The organism is Plantibacter sp. Leaf314 (assembly GCF_001423185.1).
GTDB lineage: Bacteria > Actinomycetota > Actinomycetes > Actinomycetales > Microbacteriaceae > Plantibacter.
In genome coordinates this window covers 471,524-489,128 of sequence record NZ_LMOB01000001.1, presented here as the reverse complement: position 1 = coordinate 489,128, position 17,605 = coordinate 471,524, and the positions used below count along the sequence as shown (strand labels likewise).

Sequence of the window (17,605 nt, the reverse complement as noted above, 5' to 3'; positions counted from 1 at the left end):
CTGACGTCCCCTTCACACCGAAAGGCCGTCATGACCCTCCGCCGTTCGCAGCTCGCCACCGCACTCGCAGGTGCAGCGCTGCTCGCCACCGTCCTCTCCGGATGCTCCGCCTCCGCAGCGTCCACCTCCACCGGCTCAGCCTCCGCAGCGGGCTCGAATGCCGGGAGCTACGCCGTCGACGAGAACACGCTCGTGTTCGGTGTCGTTCCGGACTCGGTCGAGACCGAGACCAACTACCAGCCGCTCATGGACTACATCGCCAAGGAGACCGGCAAGAAGGTCGAGTACCACGAGTCGACCGACTACGCGGCGCTGATCGAAGCCTCGATCGCGGGTCAGATCGATGTCGCCTCCTTCTCGGGCTTCACCTACGTCACCGCCGCGAACAACGGAGCCAAGCTCACCCCGATCTCCTCGATCGTCACCAAGGAGGGCCAGGAGCCCGGCTACTACTCCCAGGCCATCGTCCCGAAGGGGAGCGACATCACCGATCTCGCCGGCTTCAAGGGCAAGAAGGTCTGCTTCGTCGACCCGTCCTCCACCTCGGGCTACCTCTTCCCCAGCTACAACCTGCTCGAGGCCGGCGTCGACCCCGAGAAGGACATCACCCCGGTCTTCGCCGGCAAGCACGACGTCAGCGTCACCAAGGTCGGCGAGGGCGTGGAGTGTGAGGCGGGCTTCGCCGAGGACAGCGAGGTCGCCAAGTCCGACAAGGTCACGGTCATCGCCGAGACCATGGTCCCCGGAGCGCCCATCGTGATGTCGAGCACGCTGCCCACCGAGGTGCAGTCGAAGCTGACCGACGTCCTGGCTGACGTCACCATCGACCAGATCATCAAGGCCGGTGTCACCTCCGCCGACACCGACGGCTTCCGCAGCGTCTTCTACGAGACCAAGCCGGTCGACGACAAGTACTACGACACGATCCGCGACATCTGCAAGAAGACGAACGCCACCCAGTGCAAGAGCTGATCGCGCCCGGCCACTGAACCGTCCACCCGCCGACGAACCCGACCCGGAGACTCCCATGACGAATCCCCAGACACCGACCGAGACCGTGGTGCGACTGTCCGACGTGACGAAGCGCTTCGGCGCGACACTCGCACTCGACGGCGCATCGCTCGAGGTGCAACGAGGCGAGATCGTCGTCCTCCTGGGACTCTCCGGGTCGGGCAAGTCGACCCTGCTCCGCCACCTGGACGGGCTCGAGCAGCCGAGCGCCGGCACCGTCGAGGTCCTCGGCCAGCTGGTGCCCGACCTTTCCGGCCGACGACTCCGCACCCTGCGCGGCCGAGTCGGCTTCATCTTCCAGCAGTTCGAGCTCGTCCCCTCGCTCACCGTGCTCGAGAACGTGCTCACCGGGTCGCTCGCCACCGTCCGCGGCCCACGTCTCGGCCTCTGGTCGTACGGCCGTGCCGGCAAGCTCGCCGCGCTCGGGCACCTCGACCGTGTGGGACTGCTCGACCGCGCCTACCAGCGGGCCGACACCCTCTCCGGCGGCCAGCAGCAACGCGTCGCCATCGCGCGCGCCCTCATGCAGGACCCCGAGATCCTCCTCGCCGACGAGCCGGTCGCCTCGCTCGACCCCGAGTCGAGCGACCAGGTGATGGCGCTCATCCGCGAGATCGCCGTCGACCGCGGCCTGACCGTGGTGTGCAGTCTCCATCAGGTCGATCTGGCCCTCAGCTGGGCCGATCGCATCGTCGGTCTCCGTCACGGCAGCGTCGTGCTCGACACGCCGACCGAGGGACTGAGTAAGGCGCAGGTGATGGAGATCTACGGCCGGGTCGCGACCACCACCAGCGAGCTGCACGCCATCGAGACCGAGCTCCTCGTCGACGCCGTCAGCGAGACCCCGCGATGAGCGCTGACACACGCACCCGACCCGACACCCGGACGGGACTCCGGACCGCGGACGGCCCGGCAGGTCCTGTCGGGCGTGTCCCTCGCCGCGCCGTCTCGCCGGAGCGCATCGCCGCCGTCCTGACCCTGCTCGCGCTCCTGGCCGCGTCGATCGTGGCGCTGAACAGCATCGGGATCGATCCGGCCAGGATGGCCCAGAGCTGGTCGAACGCCGAACGCTTCTTCGGTCGGGTGGGCGCCATCTCCTTCCCCGACCCAGGCGAGTTGCTGTACCTCACCGGCTTGACGCTTGGGCTCGTGATCTGTGGCACGCTCCTGGCCGCGGTCATCTCGGTGCCGATCGCCTACCTGGCCGCGTCCAACACCACCCCCGGCACCGGGTGGCGCGCGTTCGCCCGCTTCTTCGGCGTGCTGACCCGGGCGATCCCGGACGTCGTGTTCGCCATGGTCTTCGTGCTGGTCTTCTCGCTCGGGACGCTGCCCGGGATCCTGGCGATCGGCATCCACTCCATCGGCATGATTTCGAAGATGTTCGCCGATGCGATCGAGCAGATCGACGAGGGCCCCCGCCTCGCCATCCGGGCCGCCGGAGGCAGCCGGATGCAGGAGTTCACCGCCGGGGTGCTGCCCCAGGTCATGCCCTCGTGGGTGGCGACCGTGCTGCACCGCAACGACATCAACCTGCGCGGCTCGGTGATCCTCGGCTATGTCGGTGTCGTCGGCCTCGGCATGCAGATGTCGTTCGCGTTCAAGTCCCTCGACTACGGCCTGGGCCTCGGGTACGCCGTCGTCATCTTCGTGCTCTGCGTCGTGATGGAGATCGTCTCGAGCGCGGTGCGCGCCGCCATGCTCGGCATCGCGCCCACCGGCCGGGGCCTCGGTGACCGGGTGCTGCGCAGCATCCGACGAGGCCGCGCCGCCTCGCGGACGGGCACCTCGGACGGTCAGGCCCGCGTCGCGACGGTTGACGACGCACTGCGGCGTCCCTGGACGGCGACCCGCGTGCGGAACACCACCTGGGGCTGGCTCGCGGTCGCCGTGGTGGTCGGCAGTGTCCTGATCTGCGACATCCAGTGGCGTGACCTCCTCACCGTGTGGGCGAAGATCCCGGCCGTCGCGGTGCAGTTCTGGCCGCCGTCGTTCGGCAGCTACGAACTGTCGACCATGACCGACGCGATGGTCGAGACGATCGCGATCGCCCTCGCCGCCACCCTCCTGACGCTCGTGGTCTCGCTCGTGGTCGGGTCGCTCGCGGCCAGGAACGTCGCACCGAGCCGGGGGGTGCGCGGTGGGATGCGGTTCCTGCTCGTCGCCGTCCGCGGCATCCCCGAGATCATCCTCGCCATCGTGCTCATCGTCATCTCCGGGCTCGGCACCCAGGCCGGCACCATCGCCCTCGCGATCGGCGGCGTCGGACTGCTCGGCAAGCTCATCGCCGACTCCTTCGAGGAGGTCAAGGCCGGACCCGAACGGGCACTCACCGCCGCCGGTGCGTCCCGACTCCAGGTGTACGCCGGCGCGACCGTCCCGCAGGGTGTCCGCGCCCTGATCGGTCACACCTTCTACATGCTCGACACCAACATCCGCGCGGCGACCCTGCTGGGCATCGTCGGCGCCGGGGGAGTCGGCTACTACCTCCTCAACGCCAGCCAGGGCTCGAACTACGGCGTCGTCACCGCGATCGTGCTGATGATCCTCGTCACGGTGCTCGTCGTCGAGGGCATCGCCATCTGGATGCGGCGGGTGTTCCGATGAGCGGCGCCGCAGGGGGAGTCTCCGCAGCTCCGGAGCGCTTCGACGTCGTCGTCGTGGGTGCGGGCATCGTGGGGCTGGGCGCGGCCCTCGCAGCCGTCGACCGCGGCCGCTCCGTGCTGGTGGTCGACCGCGCGTCCGAGATCGCGGGGGCGAGCATCCGGAACTTCGGACATCTCTGCTTCACCCCGCAGTCGGGCGTCGCCCGGGACTACGCCGCGACGTCGCGGAAGCTCTGGCTGCGGCTGGCCCGCGACGCCGGCTTCTGGATCGACCAGGCGGGCACCGTTGTCGTCGCCCGCCATGACGACGAACTCGCGCTGCTCCGCGACCTAGCTGAGCGACGACGGCCCCAGCACGACGGTGAGTCGCCCGAGGTCGAGCTGCTCACCGCATCCCAGATCGAGGCACTGGCCGCGTTGCCTGCCGGCACTGCGGTCGGCGGCGCGAGGCTGCCCCGCGACCTGCAGGTCGACCCCCGGTTCGCCGCCGACGCCATCCGCGACCATCTGGCCGCGCGCGGGGTCGTCTTCCGGATGCGCACCGCAGCCGGACGGATCACCGGCGGACGCGTCGAGACCAGCCGCGGCCCGGTCGACGCAGGCCTCGTGGTCGTCGCCGTCAACCACGACATCGACCAGCTCTATCCCGAGCTCGCCGAACGACACGGCGTCATCCGGTGCGGCTTGGACATGCTGCGGGTGACCGCCGACCTCCCGCGTCCACTGGGTGGCCCCCTGCTGACCGGGTGGTCACTCATCCGGTACAGCGCGTTCGCCGGGCTTCCTGGCTCGGCCGCTGTGCGCGAGCGCCTCGGGCGGGAGCGGCCCGAGCTGGCCGCCCTCGACCTGAACCAGATGTACACGCAACGGCCCGACGGGTCGCTCATCGTCGGCGACAGCCACTGGAAGGGGGAGACCGTCCCGCCGTTCCAGCCGGAGGCCGCCCCGGAGGCGTTCCTCGCGGAGTTCCGGACGCTCTTCGACCGCGACCCGGCCGTCGTCGAACGGTGGCAGGGCGTCTACGCCACGGGGCCCGAGGAGTTCCTCATCGAGGAGGTCGAGCCGGGCGTGCTGGTCACCGTCGTGACGACCGGCATCGGCATGACCACCGGCCTCGGGCTCGCCGAACACGTCGTCGGAGGCCATCTCGACACCCACTCCCGTCCGCTGACAGAAAGCACGAGACCATGACCATCACGACCACGACCACCACGATCCCCGACAGCCCCACGGGCGTCCCCGTCGAACTCGTCGTGCTCGACATGGCCGGCACCACCGTCGTCGACGACGGCATCGTCGAGCGCGCCTTCGAGCGAGCCGCACGCCGCACCGGCCTCGACACCCGGCGCCCGCTCGAGGAGTCGCTGCAGTACGTCCGCGACACGATGGGGCAGTCGAAGATCGAGGTCTTCCGCCACCTCACCGGCGGGGACGAGGACGCCGCGCAGGCCGGCAACGAGGCCTTCGAAGCCGCCTACGCCGAGCTCATCGACGAAGTCGGGGTCGACCCGATCCCCGGCGCATCCGACGTGATCGCCGGCCTCCGCGCGTCGGGGCTCAAGGTCGCACTGACGACCGGGTTCTCGCCCGCCACCCGTGACGCCGTGCTCGCCCGCCTGGGCTGGGAGGTCGACGCCGCCCTCTCGCCCGCCGACGCCGGCCGAGGCCGCCCGGCGCCCGACCTCGTGCTCGCCGCACTCATCGCCACCGGAGCGACCTCGGTGGCCTCGGTGATCGTCGTCGGTGACACCACCAGCGACATGCGCTCGGGCCGGAACGCGGGTGCGGGGCTCGTCGTGGGCGTGACCACCGGTGCGCACACCCGGGACCAGCTGACCGAGGCCGGGGCCGACGTGGTACTGGACAGCGTCCGGGAGCTGACCGCCCTGCCGCGACTGGCCACGCGGTGACGCTCACGCACGAGGCGACGACGGTGCGGATCGAGCTCGACCCGGCACCGACCGCGATGGTGTGGGTGCAGGCCGGGCGGCGTCACGAGCGCATCGCGGTGCCGTCGGTCTCGCTGGCACCGGGCGAAGCCCTCGTCGCGATCGAGCTGGCGACCATCTGCGGCTCCGACGTGCACACCGTGCTGGGGCACCGCGAGGCCCCCACGCCGCTGGTGCTCGGCCACGAACAGGTCGGCCACGTCGTGGCCGTCGGCGACGGTGCCGTCACCTCCGCCGGAGCACCGTTGCGGGCGGGGCAGCGCGTGGTGTGGGCGCTCACCATCGGATGCGGTGCCTGCCCCACCTGCGTTCGCGGGCTGCCGCAGAAGTGCCAGACCGTGCGCAAGTACGGCCATGAGCGGCTCGAGACCGGGTGGGAGCTCAGCGGGGGATTCGCGTCGCACGTGCACTTGAAATGCGGCACCGCGATCGTGCCGGTACCCGACGACGATCTCCCCGCCGAGGTGCTCGCACCCGTCTCGTGCGGCACCGCCACGGCGGTCGCCGCCCTCGAGGCCGCCTCGGCGATCGTCGCGCTGGACGGCGAGGTCGTGATCGTGCACGGTGCCGGGCTGATCGGTCTCACCGCCTGCGCGATGGCGAGCGACGCGGGAGCCAGGGTCATCGTGGTGGACCCCGCCAAGCGGCGTCGCAAGCTGTCGACCCGGTTCGGTGCCGCGGCCACGGTCGACCCGACGGAACCGGGATCACTCCAGGCCGCGCTGGATCTCGTCGGAACTCGGCCGCTCGTGGCGATCGAGGCGTCCGGATCCCCGCTCGGTGTCGCCGCGTCGATCGACGTGCTGGGAATCGGCGGCGTCGCCGTGCTGGTCGGCAGCGTGTCGCCGAGCGACCCCGTCGCCCTCGACCCGGAGAGCGTGGTGCGGAGGCTCGTCACCATCCGTGGTGTGCACAACTACGCACCGACGCATCTCGAGCAGGCAGTCCGCTACCTCGCCGAACGCCACGAAGCACACCCGTTCGCCGAACTGGTGGGGGCGACGGTGGCGCTCGGTGACCTCGACGACGGCCTCGAGGCCGCCATGGGTGGACGGGCCGTCCGCATCGGCGTGGCCCCAGGCTTGGCTCCGCTCGCGCCCGGCCATGCGACCCGCGAGGCCGGGTCGCCCCGGCGCTAGGCGGGTTCAGCGCCGATCGCGCCGATCGCCCGGATGAAGTGTCCGCCCTCACGAGCCCGTCCCGAGGCGGAGACCGTGAACCGGATGATGTCGCTGCGGTATCGGTCGTCGGAGGCCTCGAAGATGCGGCCGTCCGGGCCCCTCGTGACTCGGTGGAGGCGGAGGATCGGGGTGCCCGGCTCGACGTCGAGCAGCCGGCTGTCGAGCTCGTCGGCGGCGACGGCGTCGATCTCGTGGTCGACGTCCTGGTAGCCGTAGCCCCGCCCGTTCAGATACTCGGTGATCGAGACCGTGTCGAGGTCGACGTCGAACAGCGCCCGGCCGACCTCCTCGATGAAGGTGAGTCGCTCGAGCATCGTGGGGCGCCCGTCGAGGAGGCGCAGCCGGACGACCTCGACGATCGGGTCGCCGACCGCGATACCGAGCGCGGCTGCCTTCTCCTCGTCGGCGCGACGCAACGACACCTCCTGGGTGCGGGCGCCCGGGGTGGTACCCATCGACTCCGCCCAGCGGGTGAAAGGAATGGACACGTCGGCGGCCTGCTGCGCCTTCCGCTCGGCGACCCGGGCAGGCCTGCCGCGCCGGGTCTCGATGAGACCTTCGTTCCGCAGCGCCGCCAGGGCGTTCCGGATCGGCCCGCGCGAGCTCCGCCACAGCTCGGCCAGCTCGCCCTCGCTCGGCACGTCGTCACCCGGCGACAGCTCGCCGCTCACGATCTTGCGGCGGAGGTCATCGGCTATCTGGACGTACAGCATGGCGGACACATAGGCATACTAGTTGTCGCCCTCGACGTGCAGGGTGGTCAGGCCGTGCCGTCCACGTCGCCGCGTCCTCGTGTGGACAATCGCCCGAACCAGTTCCAGAGCGGACGAGCCGTGGCGGCGATGATCACCGCGAACAGGCTCTGGTTGGCGATTCCGAAGACCGAGAGCCCGCCGATGGTCAAAAAGACGGTCCAGTTGACCGCGATGTCGGCGATGATCACGGCGCTACCGAGCACGATGCCGGAGCGCCGACGAAGGACGATCAGCACCACGGTCACCGGATCGAGGATCGTGAGTGACACCCAGAACAGCCGCACACCTGGAGGGAAGCCGCCGTAGACGTCCAGTCCGCCGAAGATCAGATCCGCCGTGTGCGTGGTCGTCCCGATGAGGAAGCCGATCACCCACAGGATTTGGAACACCCTCAGCGCTCGTGCTGGTGCGGGGAGAGCGGGCATGCGCCCATGGTACTGAGTCGGCGGTGACCGGCGAGCCGGGGCCCCGATGGGTCGCCGGCGACGAGACCCCGTCCCGGCCGTGGCAGCTCTACGCGATCTACCTGGCGGCGTCGCACTATGGAAGCGGCGCGGCCCAGGCATTGCTCGATGCGACGATCGGCGCCGGGCCGGCGATGCTCTGGGTGGCGAAGGAGAACCCCCGCGCGACGTCGTTCTACCTGCGTAACGGCTTCGCCTTCGACGGTGTCGAGCAGGTGGATCCCTCCGCGCCGTCCATCACCGACGCCCGCATGGTCCGGTAGGCGCTCTCGCCTCGGACACCATCCGTTAGAGCGGAGGCTGCACGGCGAGACCTCTCCGACGTCCCGGTACACGCGCTGCGAGCCGGACGCAGCGGTGACTATCTGGTCCGTGCCTCGCGGCTCCACGCCTGCGTCGCGACCTGGACCGCGTCCCACGGGGAGCCGAGTGGTGGCGTGTAGGACAGGTCGAGGTCGCTCATCGCGTCGACCGTCATGCCGTGGTGCAGGGCGGTGGCGTAGGTGTCGACGCGTTTCGCGATTTCCGCCCCGCGGGTGCCGACGAGCTGCGCACCGAGTAGTAGCCCGCTGTCGGTCGCTCCGGTGATCCGGATGCTGATCGGTGTTGCGCCCGGGTAATAGGCCTTGTGGTCGTCCGCGATCGCCGTGGAGCTGTGCGCTGCGTACCCGACCGAGACGGCTTCGTGGTCGCGGAGACCGGTGCGAGCGGCGACCAGGTCGAAGACCTTCACCACCTGTGTGCCGAGCGACCCGGCGAAGCGGGCGTTGCCGCCGATCGCGTTCTCGCCCGCGACCCGGCCCTGCTTGTGCGCTGTCGTGCCGAGCGGCAGATACGTGACGCCCAGCAGGCGGTGGTGGGTGACGATACCGTCGCCGGCCGCCCAGACGTGCGGCAGGCCGGTGCGCATCTGCTCGTCGACCATGACCGCGCCGCCGGGTCCGGTCGTCGCGCCGGCCTCCGTGAGCAGGCTCGTGTTCGGCCGGACGCCGACGACGACGAGCACGAGCTCGGCGCTGCGCTCGAACGGCTGGCCGTCCTGCAGGCCGGTCACGGTGAGACCACTATTCGTCTTGCTGAGGTGCTCCACGCGGGTGTCGGTGATGACGTTCACGCCGTGGCGGGTGAGTTCGTCGTGGACGAGGGAGCCGAGCTCGGCGTCGAGGGTGGAGAGGACTTCGGGGCCGCGCTGCAGTTGGGTGACCTGGAGGCCGCGGACGGTGAGGGCTTCGGCCATTTCCAGACCGACGTACCCGGCGCCGACGATGATCGCGGTCTCCGGCTGGTGGGTGTCGAGGTAGCGCTCGAGGGCGAAGGTGTCGCCCATCGAGTGCAGCAGGTGCACACCGTCGTCAGGGCCGAGCTGGTCGAGGCCCGTGATGCCGGCGGTGGAGGGTGAGGCTCCGGTGCCGACCATGAGTTCGTCGTAGGCGATCGTCGATGCCGTCCCTTGCTCGTCGCGGACGGTGAGGCGCTGGTCGGCGACGTCGATTCCGGTCGCGAGGGTGCTCAGGCGCAGGGTCATGCCGGTGGCCTCGAGGTCGGCGTGGGTGCGGTGTGCGAGGGACTGCCAGGGCTGGACCTCACGGGAGAAGTAGTAGGGGATGCCGCAGATGGAGAAGTTCGGGTAGGCGTCCGCGACGATTACCGTCACGTCCATGGAGGGGTCGAGTTCCCGCGCGCGGAGAGCGGTGGAGATGCCGGCGTCACTACCGCCGATTACTGCGAGATGCATGAGGGTGCCTTTCAGAGCTGAGCTGCGGGATGGGGAGCCACGGCCGCAGGGGTGCTGCGCGCGGGAGTCGGGTAGAGCACGAGCACCAGGCCGAGTCCGATGGTCGCGCCGAGGAGCTCCGCGAGGAGGAACGGGCCGACCGAGGCCGGGGCGATCCCGGCGAAGGTGTCGGTGAACATGCGAGCGATCGTCACGGCCGGGTTCGCGAACGACGTCGAGCTGGTGAACCAGTACGCCGCCCCGATGTAGGCTCCTGCCGCGGCCGCGGTCACCGCGCTCTTCCCGGAGCGGGCCAGGGCGAAGATCACCAGGATGAGGCCCGCGGTCGCGACGACCTCACCGAGCACCGTCCCGGCGCTCGCCCGGTCCGTCGTGGAGAGCGCTGGTTCGGTGTCGAACATCGCCCCAGCCAGCACCGTGCCCGCGGTCCCGCCGACGATCTGCGCGACCAGATACGGCAGCAGGTTCCGCAGCGGCAGCCCATGCGGCGTGCCGCGGTTCACCCACCAGTCGACGAATGAAACGACGGGGTTGAAGTGAGCGCCGGAGACCGGGCCGAGGACGAGGATGAGCACGGCGAGCCCGAGCGCGGTCGTCAGACTGTTCTGCAGTAACTGCAGCCCGACGTCATCCGGGGAGAGTCGCTGCGCCATGATTCCGGAGCCGACGACGATCGCCACCAGGAGTCCGGTGCCGATGAACTCGGCAAGCGTCCGACGCAGCAGATGCGGTCGGACCGGGGTGGGTGCGGGGTTCGGTGGGTTCATGGCGGCATCATCTTGACTCACAACGGTACTTCAGTCAATATTGAAACAATGAACATCGAACGAACTGAAGCCGTCGAAGCACGGGCGGCAAAGCACGCCGCGCTCAGCGATCCCACGCGCTTGCAGATGATCGACCTGCTTACCCTGGGCGACCTGTCCCCGACGGAGATCCGGGTCGCGCTCGGCACCCCGGCCAACCTGCTCACCCATCACCTGAACGTGCTCGAATCCGTCGGCATGATCACCCGGGCGACGTCCGAAGGTGACAAGCGCCGCAGCTACGTCCGTCTTGACCCCGACGGGTTCGAGGGCATGGGGCCGGGAGCTGCGGCCTCAGCGAGTCGGGTCGTGTTCGTGTGCTCGGCGAACTCCGCACGCTCCCAGCTCGCCGCCGCCCTCTGGGCGCGGAAGAGCACCATCCCCGTCGCCTCCGGTGGCACACACCCCGCCGAACAGATCGCGCCCGGCGCGATCGCCGCAGCCGCACGCCACCAGCTCGCCCTCCCGTCGAGCGCGCCGAGCGCACTCGCCACCGTGCTGGGTGTGGACGATTTCGTCATCACGGTGTGTGACAACGCGCACGAGGAGATCGGCGTCACGGGCGATCTGCATTGGTCGATCCCCGACCCGGTGCGCGTCGGCACGGATGCCGCGTTCGACGCCGCCTACATCGATTTGGAGCGCCGCATCGCGGACCTCGCTCCCCGCCTGCTCGCCTCCTGACCAGAAAGCACCCAGCGCCCTCATGACCACACCCAAGCCCGTCGTCCTGTTCATCTGCCAGCACAACGCCGGCCGCTCCCAACTCGGCGCAGCCCTGCTCGAACACCTCGCCGGAGACCGCTTCACCGCCACCTCAGCAGGCCTCGCCCCATCGGATGCCGTGAACCCTGCGGTCGCAGCGACCGTCGCTGAGCTCGGCCTCGACATCACCGACCGGGTACCACGGGCCGTCACTGCCGCCGACCTGGATCAGGCCGACGTCGTGGTGCTCATGAAACCCGGCCTGGCCCCGCCGGCCACCCCTCGCGGCGAGGTTTTGGCCTGGTCGTTCCCGAACCCCGAGGCCTGGGACGTCCAAGCCGTGCGCCCGCTGCGGGAAGCCGTGGCCGAGCAGATCCGCACTGAGCTGCTCACCCGGTAGCACCCGCAGCGAGCGGTCAGGCACTTGCTGGTGCGCGACCGATCTGCAGCACCTGCTCCGGCACCGCGCAGCACGAACCACCCAGCGACGCACCAGCAGCATCGAACAGACCAGCCCCACCGCACACGCCCGTGTCCGGGAGGACCAGTTCCACCCGCTCGGCCGCAGCCTGGTCGCCCGCCAGAGCGGCGACGACGGAGCGCACCTGCTCGTATCCGGTCATCGCGAGGAACGTCGGGGCCCGCCCGTAGGACTTCGCGCCGACGATGTAGAAGTCCGGTTCCGGCTGCGCGAGATCCTTCGCACCGGTCGCTGCGACCGAGCCGCAGGAGTGGAGGTTCGGGTCGACCTCGGCCGCGATGCGCACCGGAGCCTGCAGCGTCGCATCCAGCTCGATCCGCAACTCCGACAGGAACGACAGATCAGGCCGGAATCCGGTCAGCACGATCACCCGATCAGCGCCGGGCAGCTCGCGGCCGTCCTCCGACAGCAACACGGTCTGGTCGCCGTCACGCCTCACGCGCTCGACGCGGAAGCCCGTGACGAGGCGGATGAGGCCACCATCGACGAGTTCCTTCGCCTTCAACCCGAGCGCGCCGCGGGCGGGCAGCTCGTCAGCGTCGCCGCCACCGAAGGTGTTCCCGACCGTTCCCCGACGCAGCACCCAGGTGACCGTGGTGTCTGGGTTGCGGCGCACGATCCGAGCGAGGGCGATGACCGCGGTGACTGCCGAGTGCCCGGACCCCACGACGACGGTGTGCTTGCCCTCGAACCCGGCGCGGTTCCGGAAGTCGGGGATCCGGTAGCTGAGCGTCTCGGACGCGGCCCGTTCCCCGAGTGCCGGCAGACCGTCCGCCCCGGCCGGGTTCGGCGTCGACCAGGTGCCCGAGGCGTCGATGACCGCCCGAGCATCGAGGCGGTACTCGCCGTCTGCGGACTCCACGTGCACCGTGAACGGCTGCTCTGCGCGGCCGGCATCCACCAAGCGATCGCGGCCACGGCGAGACACGCCGACGACGCGTGAACCGAACCGCACCCGCTCGCCGAGGGCATCCGCGAGGGGGGCGAGGTACGAGCTGATCCATTGGGCGCCGGTCGGGTACCCCGTCGTCGGCGCGCTCCACCCGGTCGGCGTGAGCAACCGAGCGGACGCCGCGTCGACCAGCTCGGACCAACCAGAGAACAACCGCACATGACCCCATTCCGACACCGCCGCAGCGGCCGAGGAGCCGGCCTCGAGCACCATCACCGGAACGTCGCGCTCCACCAGGTGCGCTGCAGCAGCCAGACCCTGCGGGCCGGCACCGATCACGATCACGGGCAGCTCGTTCACCATCGTCAACTCCAATCGACAACCATCAATACGACGAGACTGATCGACACATCGACACATGTCAATACGATCTGTCAGAATGTGTCCATGCAGATCGAACTGCCCCTCCTGGAAGCCGACGCCACAGCGTGCTGCACCCCTGTGACCGGCGGAGTGCTCGCGCTCGACGAAGCCGAGCGGATCGCCCACATCTTCAAAGCGCTCGCTGACCCGAACCGCGTCCGGCTGCTGTCATTGATCGCGGCGAGCGAGGGCGGTGAGGCGTGCATCTGCGACCTCACCGAACCCGTCGGGCTGACGCAGCCCACGGTGTCGCACCACATGAAGATCCTCGTCGACGCTGGTCTCGCGACCCGCGAACAGCGCGGCCGCTGGGCGTACTTCCGCGTCATCACCGACGGCCTCGAACGCGCCTCCCAGGCGATCCGTCCGTGACCGGAGCGGTGATGGTCCGACTGCTCGGCGCAGTCGAGTGACGATGCGTGGGCGACGGACCGACCGGTCGGTATCTGCCTGAGCTCGGGTCAGCGCAGGCGGCCACCGGTGAACGCACCGGACGCGGCGAGGAGCGTGTCGATCGGCGTGTCGATCGCCACCTCGCCGACCTGGAAGCCCAGCTTGGCGAGTCGTGCGAAGGCCGCCTGCGAGAGGGTGGTGGTGACGCCGGGGGACTGCGCCGTCACCCCGGGCAGGAGGTGGAAGGTGAGGATCCGCCACCGGCCGCGCGAGCGCGTCGAGACGCGCTCGACCGCACCCCAGGGGAGGAAGACCTCGCCCTGCTGGATGCTGCCGCTGAGGCCTGCCGCGTCGAGGGTCATCACCGTGCGGGTCACGGACTGTGCACCCCGCACGGTCGCCAGCTGCAGCGCGAGGAACAGCATGAACCACGAGACGACGATGAACACCAGCCCGGACAGCGCACCCAGCCCGAACCCGCTGACCGAGGCGGTGAAGGCTGCCAGCAGGACGCCGATGATCGGTATCAGACCGGCGCACACGAGCGCCATGACGAACGCGGGGCGGGTCGCCCGCTCGGTCCGCACCGGGTCGGAACCGACGACGAGGGGTGGGAAGGAGGACGGTGCACCATTCATGAGGACAGTATGCCGCGCGTGTCGGACAGGGGTTCGGAGCCAGTCCTGCATGCTGGGAGTACCGGGACGAGCCGCCGGCTGGACGATCTGAACGGAGAACACGATGAAGCAGGTCGGCCTGTCCACGAGGGTGCTGCTCGTCTGCGCTGCGTTCGCGGCTGTGCACCTGTTGCTCCACCTGGCGACGGGGACGTTCCTCGCGGTGCTGGCACCGACCTCCCCGCCGTTGTACGCGCTCGGCGCGGGCATCCACGGTGTGCTCCCGTTCGTGGCGCGCCGGTACACGGGCGTCGTCGGCAGTGCGACGGTCACCGCGGGCATCGCAGGACTCCTCATCGCGGCGACCAGCCCCTCGGGCGTCGTCATCCTCGTCCCGTTCCTGCTCACCGGTACCATCATCGACCTCGTCGTCGGGAAGGTCGACCGCGGGAACCGGGGTCCGCGGTCAGTCCAGGCCAGGTACCTGCTCGCCGCGGTCATCCTCGGTGCTGCGCTCTTCGGCGTCTCGCTCGCGGTCTTCTCGCCGGAGCACCTCACGGCGCCCATCGTCCTGGGGACACTCCTCGGACGCATCGTCGGTGAGGTCGCCGCCGCCGTGCTCTCGGGGATGATCGCCCGGGCGCTCCAGCGAGCCGGCGTCGGGACACGGTCACGTCGAGCTTCGTCGTCACGGCGATAGGGGAGAGAGCACCGCTCAGCAGTGCTCGAGAGCTCCGAGGCGGGGTGACTCAGGACGTCGGGCGGACGAACCGCTCCCGCGGCGTACGGGTACCGGCGAGGAACTCGGTCAGGCCCGCGCCGAAGTCCATCGATGAGCCCACGAAGAGCACGCTCTCGTCCGGCGCGACGTAGATCTTGCCGCCGCCGCGAACCGTGTGCACGACGCACACCCCGGCATCGTCCTCGAGCGGGATCGAACGCACTTCGGGATCCTGGGTGAGCTGCCGCATATAGCGAGTGCCCACCGCGGTGAGACGGTCGATGGTGGAGTCGGCGGTCATCGTCGGTCCTGTCGTCGGAGGGTCACGGGAGGGCGGGGTCGGGGAACGGCCCGGTGAAGACGGCGGCGTCCCGGTGATCCCACCAGGGTAGATCGCTGCCCCGGATCCGGCGGCGGTCGACACTCCCAGCGGGTCGTGGCACTCCGTTCGAGGCGCCACGGTGATCGACGCGGATCCCGAGCCGGTCGACGCCTCTCACGTCCTGGCCGATCGGAACGTCGTCCGGCGAGGCTTCGGGTCGCCGCGTTACCCTCGGCTCATGGACGCGGACTGGATCGAGCATCGACGATCAGGCGACGGCGAACGGTTGGGCTGGATGCAGCCCGACGGTGAGGGGTTCATCGTGATCGGCCTTCTGGGGCGCCGGAGAACCGGGGCGGTGGACTGGATGGAGGCCGAGGAGACCCTCGACGAGATCGGGTTGAGCTATCTCGCCGAGCCTCATGAGCTCCGCCTGGACGACGGCTCGTGGTTGCGGGTCCGCATCGCAGAGGTCTCGCCGACCGGCATCCGGGTGAAGAAGGACGACTGGGGCGACATGCGCGCGACGCAGCTGTACTACGACGTGTCCTTTCCCGTGAGTGACGATCGACTTCGACCGACGCGCCAGTGCACGTCGCCCGAGGTCTGAGCGGTCAGCGATGAACGAGATGAACCGTCCGCCGAGCCTCGGCCAACGGATCGCCGCCTGGGTCGGCCTGTCGGCAGCATCTTCCGCGCGGGCCGGTAGCGGAGGCACGAGGGCGACGGGTCCTCGAGTCGCTTCGACCGGATTCCCCGAGCCGGTGGGCCCGGCGCCCCGCCACAACGACCCCGAGCTGGTCATCCCGACCATCGAGGCCGAGCTGCAGCCCCTCGCCCGTGAGCTGCTCGGGGCGGGGTTCGCCGTGATCGAGGCCTGGGGGCCGGTGCAGATGGCGTGCGCGGGGTTGCTCCTCGAGCGGGACGGGACGCAGGTGCTGTTCGATGCTGAGCGCGGGATGACCTTGGCCCACCTGATCCGTGACGGACAGAACATCTGGCTCGGTGCTGCGGTTGCGGCGTGGGCTCGGTCTTCGAACGGCGACGGCGAGCCGAACGTGCCCGGCTTCACCCCCTGGTCGTTGATCTCGCTGTTCACGTGGGAGCAGCGCGAGAACCGCAAAGCCGGCGCCCAGCAGGAGACGCGGTACGGACTGGCCGTGTGCGCCTGGTTCGCCAACGCCGATCTCGGGGCGATCGACGCCGTCGAAAGCGAGCGGCGTGCACTCGACGCGTCGAGCCGATCCATCGCGAGACCGACTCCCGAGGAGACGGCCGAGGTGGTCGCCGCCCGGTACGCCGATGCCCTCGATCGGTACTTCGCGGGTCACGGCCCAGGAGCGCCGTCGGACCGCTGAGGCGGCTGAGGAAAGGCGCGCGATCATGCCGGTGTGTTCGTTGAAGGTGGAGGTGATGGATGAGGGCTGAATCGGCTTCGGGTGGCGCCAGGAACGCTCGACCGCGACCGTCCGTGTCCGGGCAGGTGGTCACCGTGCTCGTCCTCGTCATCCTGACCGGGTTCTCCGGACTGCTGGGCGCCACCGCAGTGCAGCGTCTCGTCACCGATCTCACGGCCACCCAGACCTCGGTGACGGCGCAGGTGATCGGCGAGGACACGGAACGCGTCATGGAAGGCAACAGCCGCAACCGCCACTGGGTCGAGTACCGGACGGTGAGCGTCGACTACCCGACGGCGAACGGGACGCAGCGGGCCGTCGTGCGCAGCGACGACGCGCGGGTCGGAGCGTCCGTCACAGCGTGGGTGGACGACGGGACGGGTGGGGTCCGACTGGACCCGCCAGCCCGGCCCGACCTCTGGCAGTGGATCTGGGCGGTCGTGTTCGTAGGCCTCACGATCGCCTTCGCCTGGGGGCTCATGGTCGTCGTCCGCAACCGTCCGCGCGCTAGCATCTCGGAATGACTTCTGACGTGGACCTGGGCCGCGGAGTGGTGCTCCGCGCCGTGACGATCGACGACTCGGCCGCGCTCGCCGAGGCGTACCGCAAGAATCGCGACCATCTGGCCCCGTGGGATCCGGAACGATCCGAGGCGTTCTACACCGAGAGTGGCCAGGAGTCCGCCACCCGGCAGCTCCTGCTCGATCAGGAGGCCGGGACGGCCCTGCCACTGGTGCTCGCGGAGGCGTCGCGCATCGTCGGGCGGGTCAACCTCACGGGGATCGTGCGGGGCGCCTTCCAGAGCGCGAACCTGGGGTACTGGATCGACGCCGACCACGCCGGTCATGGGCTCATGACGGCCGCCGTCGGAGCCGCCGTCGACCTGGCCCGTGATGACCTCCGGCTGCACCGGATCCAGGCGGGGACCCTGCCGCACAACGTCGCATCGCAGACGGTCCTCAAGCGATGCGGGTTCGTCGAGTTCGGGCTCGCCTCGGAGTACTTGCGTATCGCGGGCCGATGGCAGGACCATCGCCTGTTCCAACGCATCCTCACGAGGTAGCGGGTCGCGGACGTCATCCGACAGGCGGCGAGGAACGCGTTCTCCGGCTGCGTCGCTGGTCGTCGAGCCGGGTCGGCACGGGCA

General features: G+C 69.9%; 22 protein-coding genes. 15 read left to right on the top strand and 7 right to left on the bottom strand.

Features of this window, described 5'->3' with window-relative positions; translation table 11 throughout:
• Positions 1 to 30 precede the first annotated feature (30 nt).
• From ASF68_RS02270 to ASF68_RS02245, 6 genes are read left to right on the top strand one after another with little or no spacing between them, the layout of a single operon-like run.
• Entirely contained in the window at positions 31 to 972 is a 942-nt protein-coding gene (locus ASF68_RS02270) for a phosphate/phosphite/phosphonate ABC transporter substrate-binding protein (protein ID WP_056006270.1), read from the top strand.
• A 55-nt stretch (positions 973 to 1,027) separates the two neighbouring features.
• Positions 1,028 to 1,864 (top strand): phosphonate ABC transporter ATP-binding protein, encoded by an 837-nt coding sequence (phnC, locus tag ASF68_RS02265; protein ID WP_056006267.1) that lies wholly within the window; start codon positions 1,028 to 1,030, stop codon positions 1,862 to 1,864.
• Positions 1,861 to 3,618: a phosphonate ABC transporter, permease protein PhnE gene (phnE, locus tag ASF68_RS02260; RefSeq protein WP_056006264.1), complete on the top strand. Its 1,758-nt coding sequence runs from the start codon at positions 1,861 to 1,863 to the stop codon at positions 3,616 to 3,618. The genes phnC and phnE overlap by 4 nt, the downstream gene beginning before the upstream one ends.
• On the top strand, positions 3,615 to 4,808 hold the full coding sequence (locus tag ASF68_RS02255; RefSeq protein ID WP_056006261.1) for a TIGR03364 family FAD-dependent oxidoreductase: 1,194 nt from the start codon (positions 3,615 to 3,617) through the stop codon (positions 4,806 to 4,808). The genes phnE and ASF68_RS02255 overlap by 4 nt, the downstream gene beginning before the upstream one ends.
• Positions 4,805 to 5,527, top strand: a complete 723-nt coding sequence (locus tag ASF68_RS02250; RefSeq protein WP_056006259.1) for a phosphonatase-like hydrolase — start codon at positions 4,805 to 4,807, stop codon at positions 5,525 to 5,527. The genes ASF68_RS02255 and ASF68_RS02250 overlap by 4 nt, the downstream gene beginning before the upstream one ends.
• On the top strand, positions 5,524 to 6,705 hold the full coding sequence (locus ASF68_RS02245; RefSeq protein WP_056006256.1) for a zinc-binding dehydrogenase: 1,182 nt from the start codon (positions 5,524 to 5,526) through the stop codon (positions 6,703 to 6,705). The genes ASF68_RS02250 and ASF68_RS02245 overlap by 4 nt, the downstream gene beginning before the upstream one ends.
• Here ASF68_RS02245 and ASF68_RS02240 read toward each other — a convergent pair.
• Both ASF68_RS02240 and ASF68_RS02235 read right to left on the bottom strand, forming a co-directional pair.
• Positions 6,702 to 7,460, bottom strand: coding sequence for a GntR family transcriptional regulator (locus ASF68_RS02240; protein WP_235526809.1), 759 nt, complete (start codon positions 7,458 to 7,460; stop codon positions 6,702 to 6,704). The genes ASF68_RS02245 and ASF68_RS02240 overlap by 4 nt on opposite strands.
• Before the next feature lie 47 nt (positions 7,461 to 7,507).
• Entirely contained in the window at positions 7,508 to 7,927 is a 420-nt protein-coding gene (locus ASF68_RS02235) for a hypothetical protein (RefSeq protein ID WP_157580154.1), read from the bottom strand.
• A gap of 23 nt (positions 7,928 to 7,950) precedes the next feature.
• Between ASF68_RS02235 and ASF68_RS02230 the strand changes: the two genes are divergently transcribed.
• Positions 7,951 to 8,229 (top strand): GNAT family N-acetyltransferase, encoded by a 279-nt coding sequence (locus ASF68_RS02230; RefSeq protein ID WP_200936382.1) that lies wholly within the window; start codon positions 7,951 to 7,953, stop codon positions 8,227 to 8,229.
• Positions 8,230 to 8,327: 98 nt separating this feature from the next.
• Here the strand turns inward: ASF68_RS02230 and ASF68_RS02225 are convergent, their stop codons facing one another.
• Complete coding sequence (locus ASF68_RS02225; protein WP_056006250.1) at positions 8,328 to 9,701, bottom strand: FAD-dependent oxidoreductase; 1,374 nt, start codon at positions 9,699 to 9,701, stop codon at positions 8,328 to 8,330.
• 11 nt (positions 9,702 to 9,712) lie between these two features.
• Positions 9,713 to 10,468 carry an MIP/aquaporin family protein gene (locus tag ASF68_RS02220; protein ID WP_056006247.1) on the bottom strand — a complete coding sequence of 252 codons (756 nt, stop codon included), beginning with the start codon at positions 10,466 to 10,468 and terminating at the stop codon, positions 9,713 to 9,715.
• 48 nt (positions 10,469 to 10,516) lie between these two features.
• Here ASF68_RS02220 and ASF68_RS02215 point away from each other — a divergent pair, with 48 nt between their 5' ends.
• Positions 10,517 to 11,191, top strand: coding sequence for a helix-turn-helix domain-containing protein (locus tag ASF68_RS02215; protein ID WP_056006244.1), 675 nt, complete (start codon positions 10,517 to 10,519; stop codon positions 11,189 to 11,191).
• A 22-nt stretch (positions 11,192 to 11,213) separates the two neighbouring features.
• Positions 11,214 to 11,612 carry a low molecular weight phosphatase family protein gene (locus ASF68_RS02210; RefSeq protein WP_056006240.1) on the top strand — a complete coding sequence of 133 codons (399 nt, stop codon included), beginning with the start codon at positions 11,214 to 11,216 and terminating at the stop codon, positions 11,610 to 11,612.
• Between the two features lie 16 nt (positions 11,613 to 11,628).
• On the opposite strand, the gene ASF68_RS02205 is transcribed toward ASF68_RS02210, so the two are convergent.
• Positions 11,629 to 12,948: an NAD(P)-binding domain-containing protein gene (locus ASF68_RS02205; protein WP_056006237.1), complete on the bottom strand. Its 1,320-nt coding sequence runs from the start codon at positions 12,946 to 12,948 to the stop codon at positions 11,629 to 11,631.
• 84 nt (positions 12,949 to 13,032) lie between these two features.
• Here ASF68_RS02205 and ASF68_RS02200 point away from each other — a divergent pair, with 84 nt between their 5' ends.
• A complete protein-coding gene (locus tag ASF68_RS02200) occupies positions 13,033 to 13,380 on the top strand; it encodes a metalloregulator ArsR/SmtB family transcription factor (RefSeq protein ID WP_200921011.1) in 348 nt (115 codons plus the stop codon).
• Between the two features lie 89 nt (positions 13,381 to 13,469).
• Here ASF68_RS02200 and ASF68_RS02195 read toward each other — a convergent pair whose 3' ends face one another.
• Positions 13,470 to 14,039, bottom strand: coding sequence for a hypothetical protein (locus ASF68_RS02195; protein ID WP_056006233.1), 570 nt, complete (start codon positions 14,037 to 14,039; stop codon positions 13,470 to 13,472).
• A 103-nt stretch (positions 14,040 to 14,142) separates the two neighbouring features.
• Here ASF68_RS02195 and ASF68_RS02190 point away from each other — a divergent pair, with 103 nt between their 5' ends.
• A complete protein-coding gene (locus ASF68_RS02190) occupies positions 14,143 to 14,718 on the top strand; it encodes a hypothetical protein (RefSeq protein WP_056006230.1) in 576 nt (191 codons plus the stop codon).
• Between the two features lie 49 nt (positions 14,719 to 14,767).
• On the opposite strand, the gene ASF68_RS02185 is transcribed toward ASF68_RS02190, so the two are convergent.
• On the bottom strand, positions 14,768 to 15,040 hold the full coding sequence (locus tag ASF68_RS02185) for a hypothetical protein (protein WP_056006227.1): 273 nt from the start codon (positions 15,038 to 15,040) through the stop codon (positions 14,768 to 14,770).
• A gap of 259 nt (positions 15,041 to 15,299) precedes the next feature.
• On the opposite strand from ASF68_RS02185, the gene ASF68_RS02180 reads away from it, so the two are divergent.
• The 4 genes from ASF68_RS02180 to ASF68_RS02165 all read left to right on the top strand — a co-directional run bounded on the left by ASF68_RS02180 (position 15,300) and on the right by ASF68_RS02165 (position 17,521).
• The gene (locus tag ASF68_RS02180) at positions 15,300 to 15,671 is read left to right on the top strand and encodes a hypothetical protein (protein WP_056011225.1); all 372 of its coding nucleotides are present in this window, start codon (positions 15,300 to 15,302) and stop codon (positions 15,669 to 15,671) included.
• Between the two features lie 10 nt (positions 15,672 to 15,681).
• On the top strand, positions 15,682 to 16,419 hold the full coding sequence (locus ASF68_RS02175) for a hypothetical protein (protein ID WP_157580152.1): 738 nt from the start codon (positions 15,682 to 15,684) through the stop codon (positions 16,417 to 16,419).
• 113 nt (positions 16,420 to 16,532) lie between these two features.
• Complete coding sequence (locus ASF68_RS02170) at positions 16,533 to 16,982, top strand: hypothetical protein (RefSeq protein WP_056006221.1); 450 nt, start codon at positions 16,533 to 16,535, stop codon at positions 16,980 to 16,982.
• Positions 16,979 to 17,521 (top strand): GNAT family N-acetyltransferase, encoded by a 543-nt coding sequence (locus ASF68_RS02165; RefSeq protein ID WP_056006218.1) that lies wholly within the window; start codon positions 16,979 to 16,981, stop codon positions 17,519 to 17,521. Before ASF68_RS02170 ends, ASF68_RS02165 begins: the two co-directional genes overlap by 4 nt.
• The last annotated feature ends 84 nt before the right edge of the window (positions 17,522 to 17,605 follow it).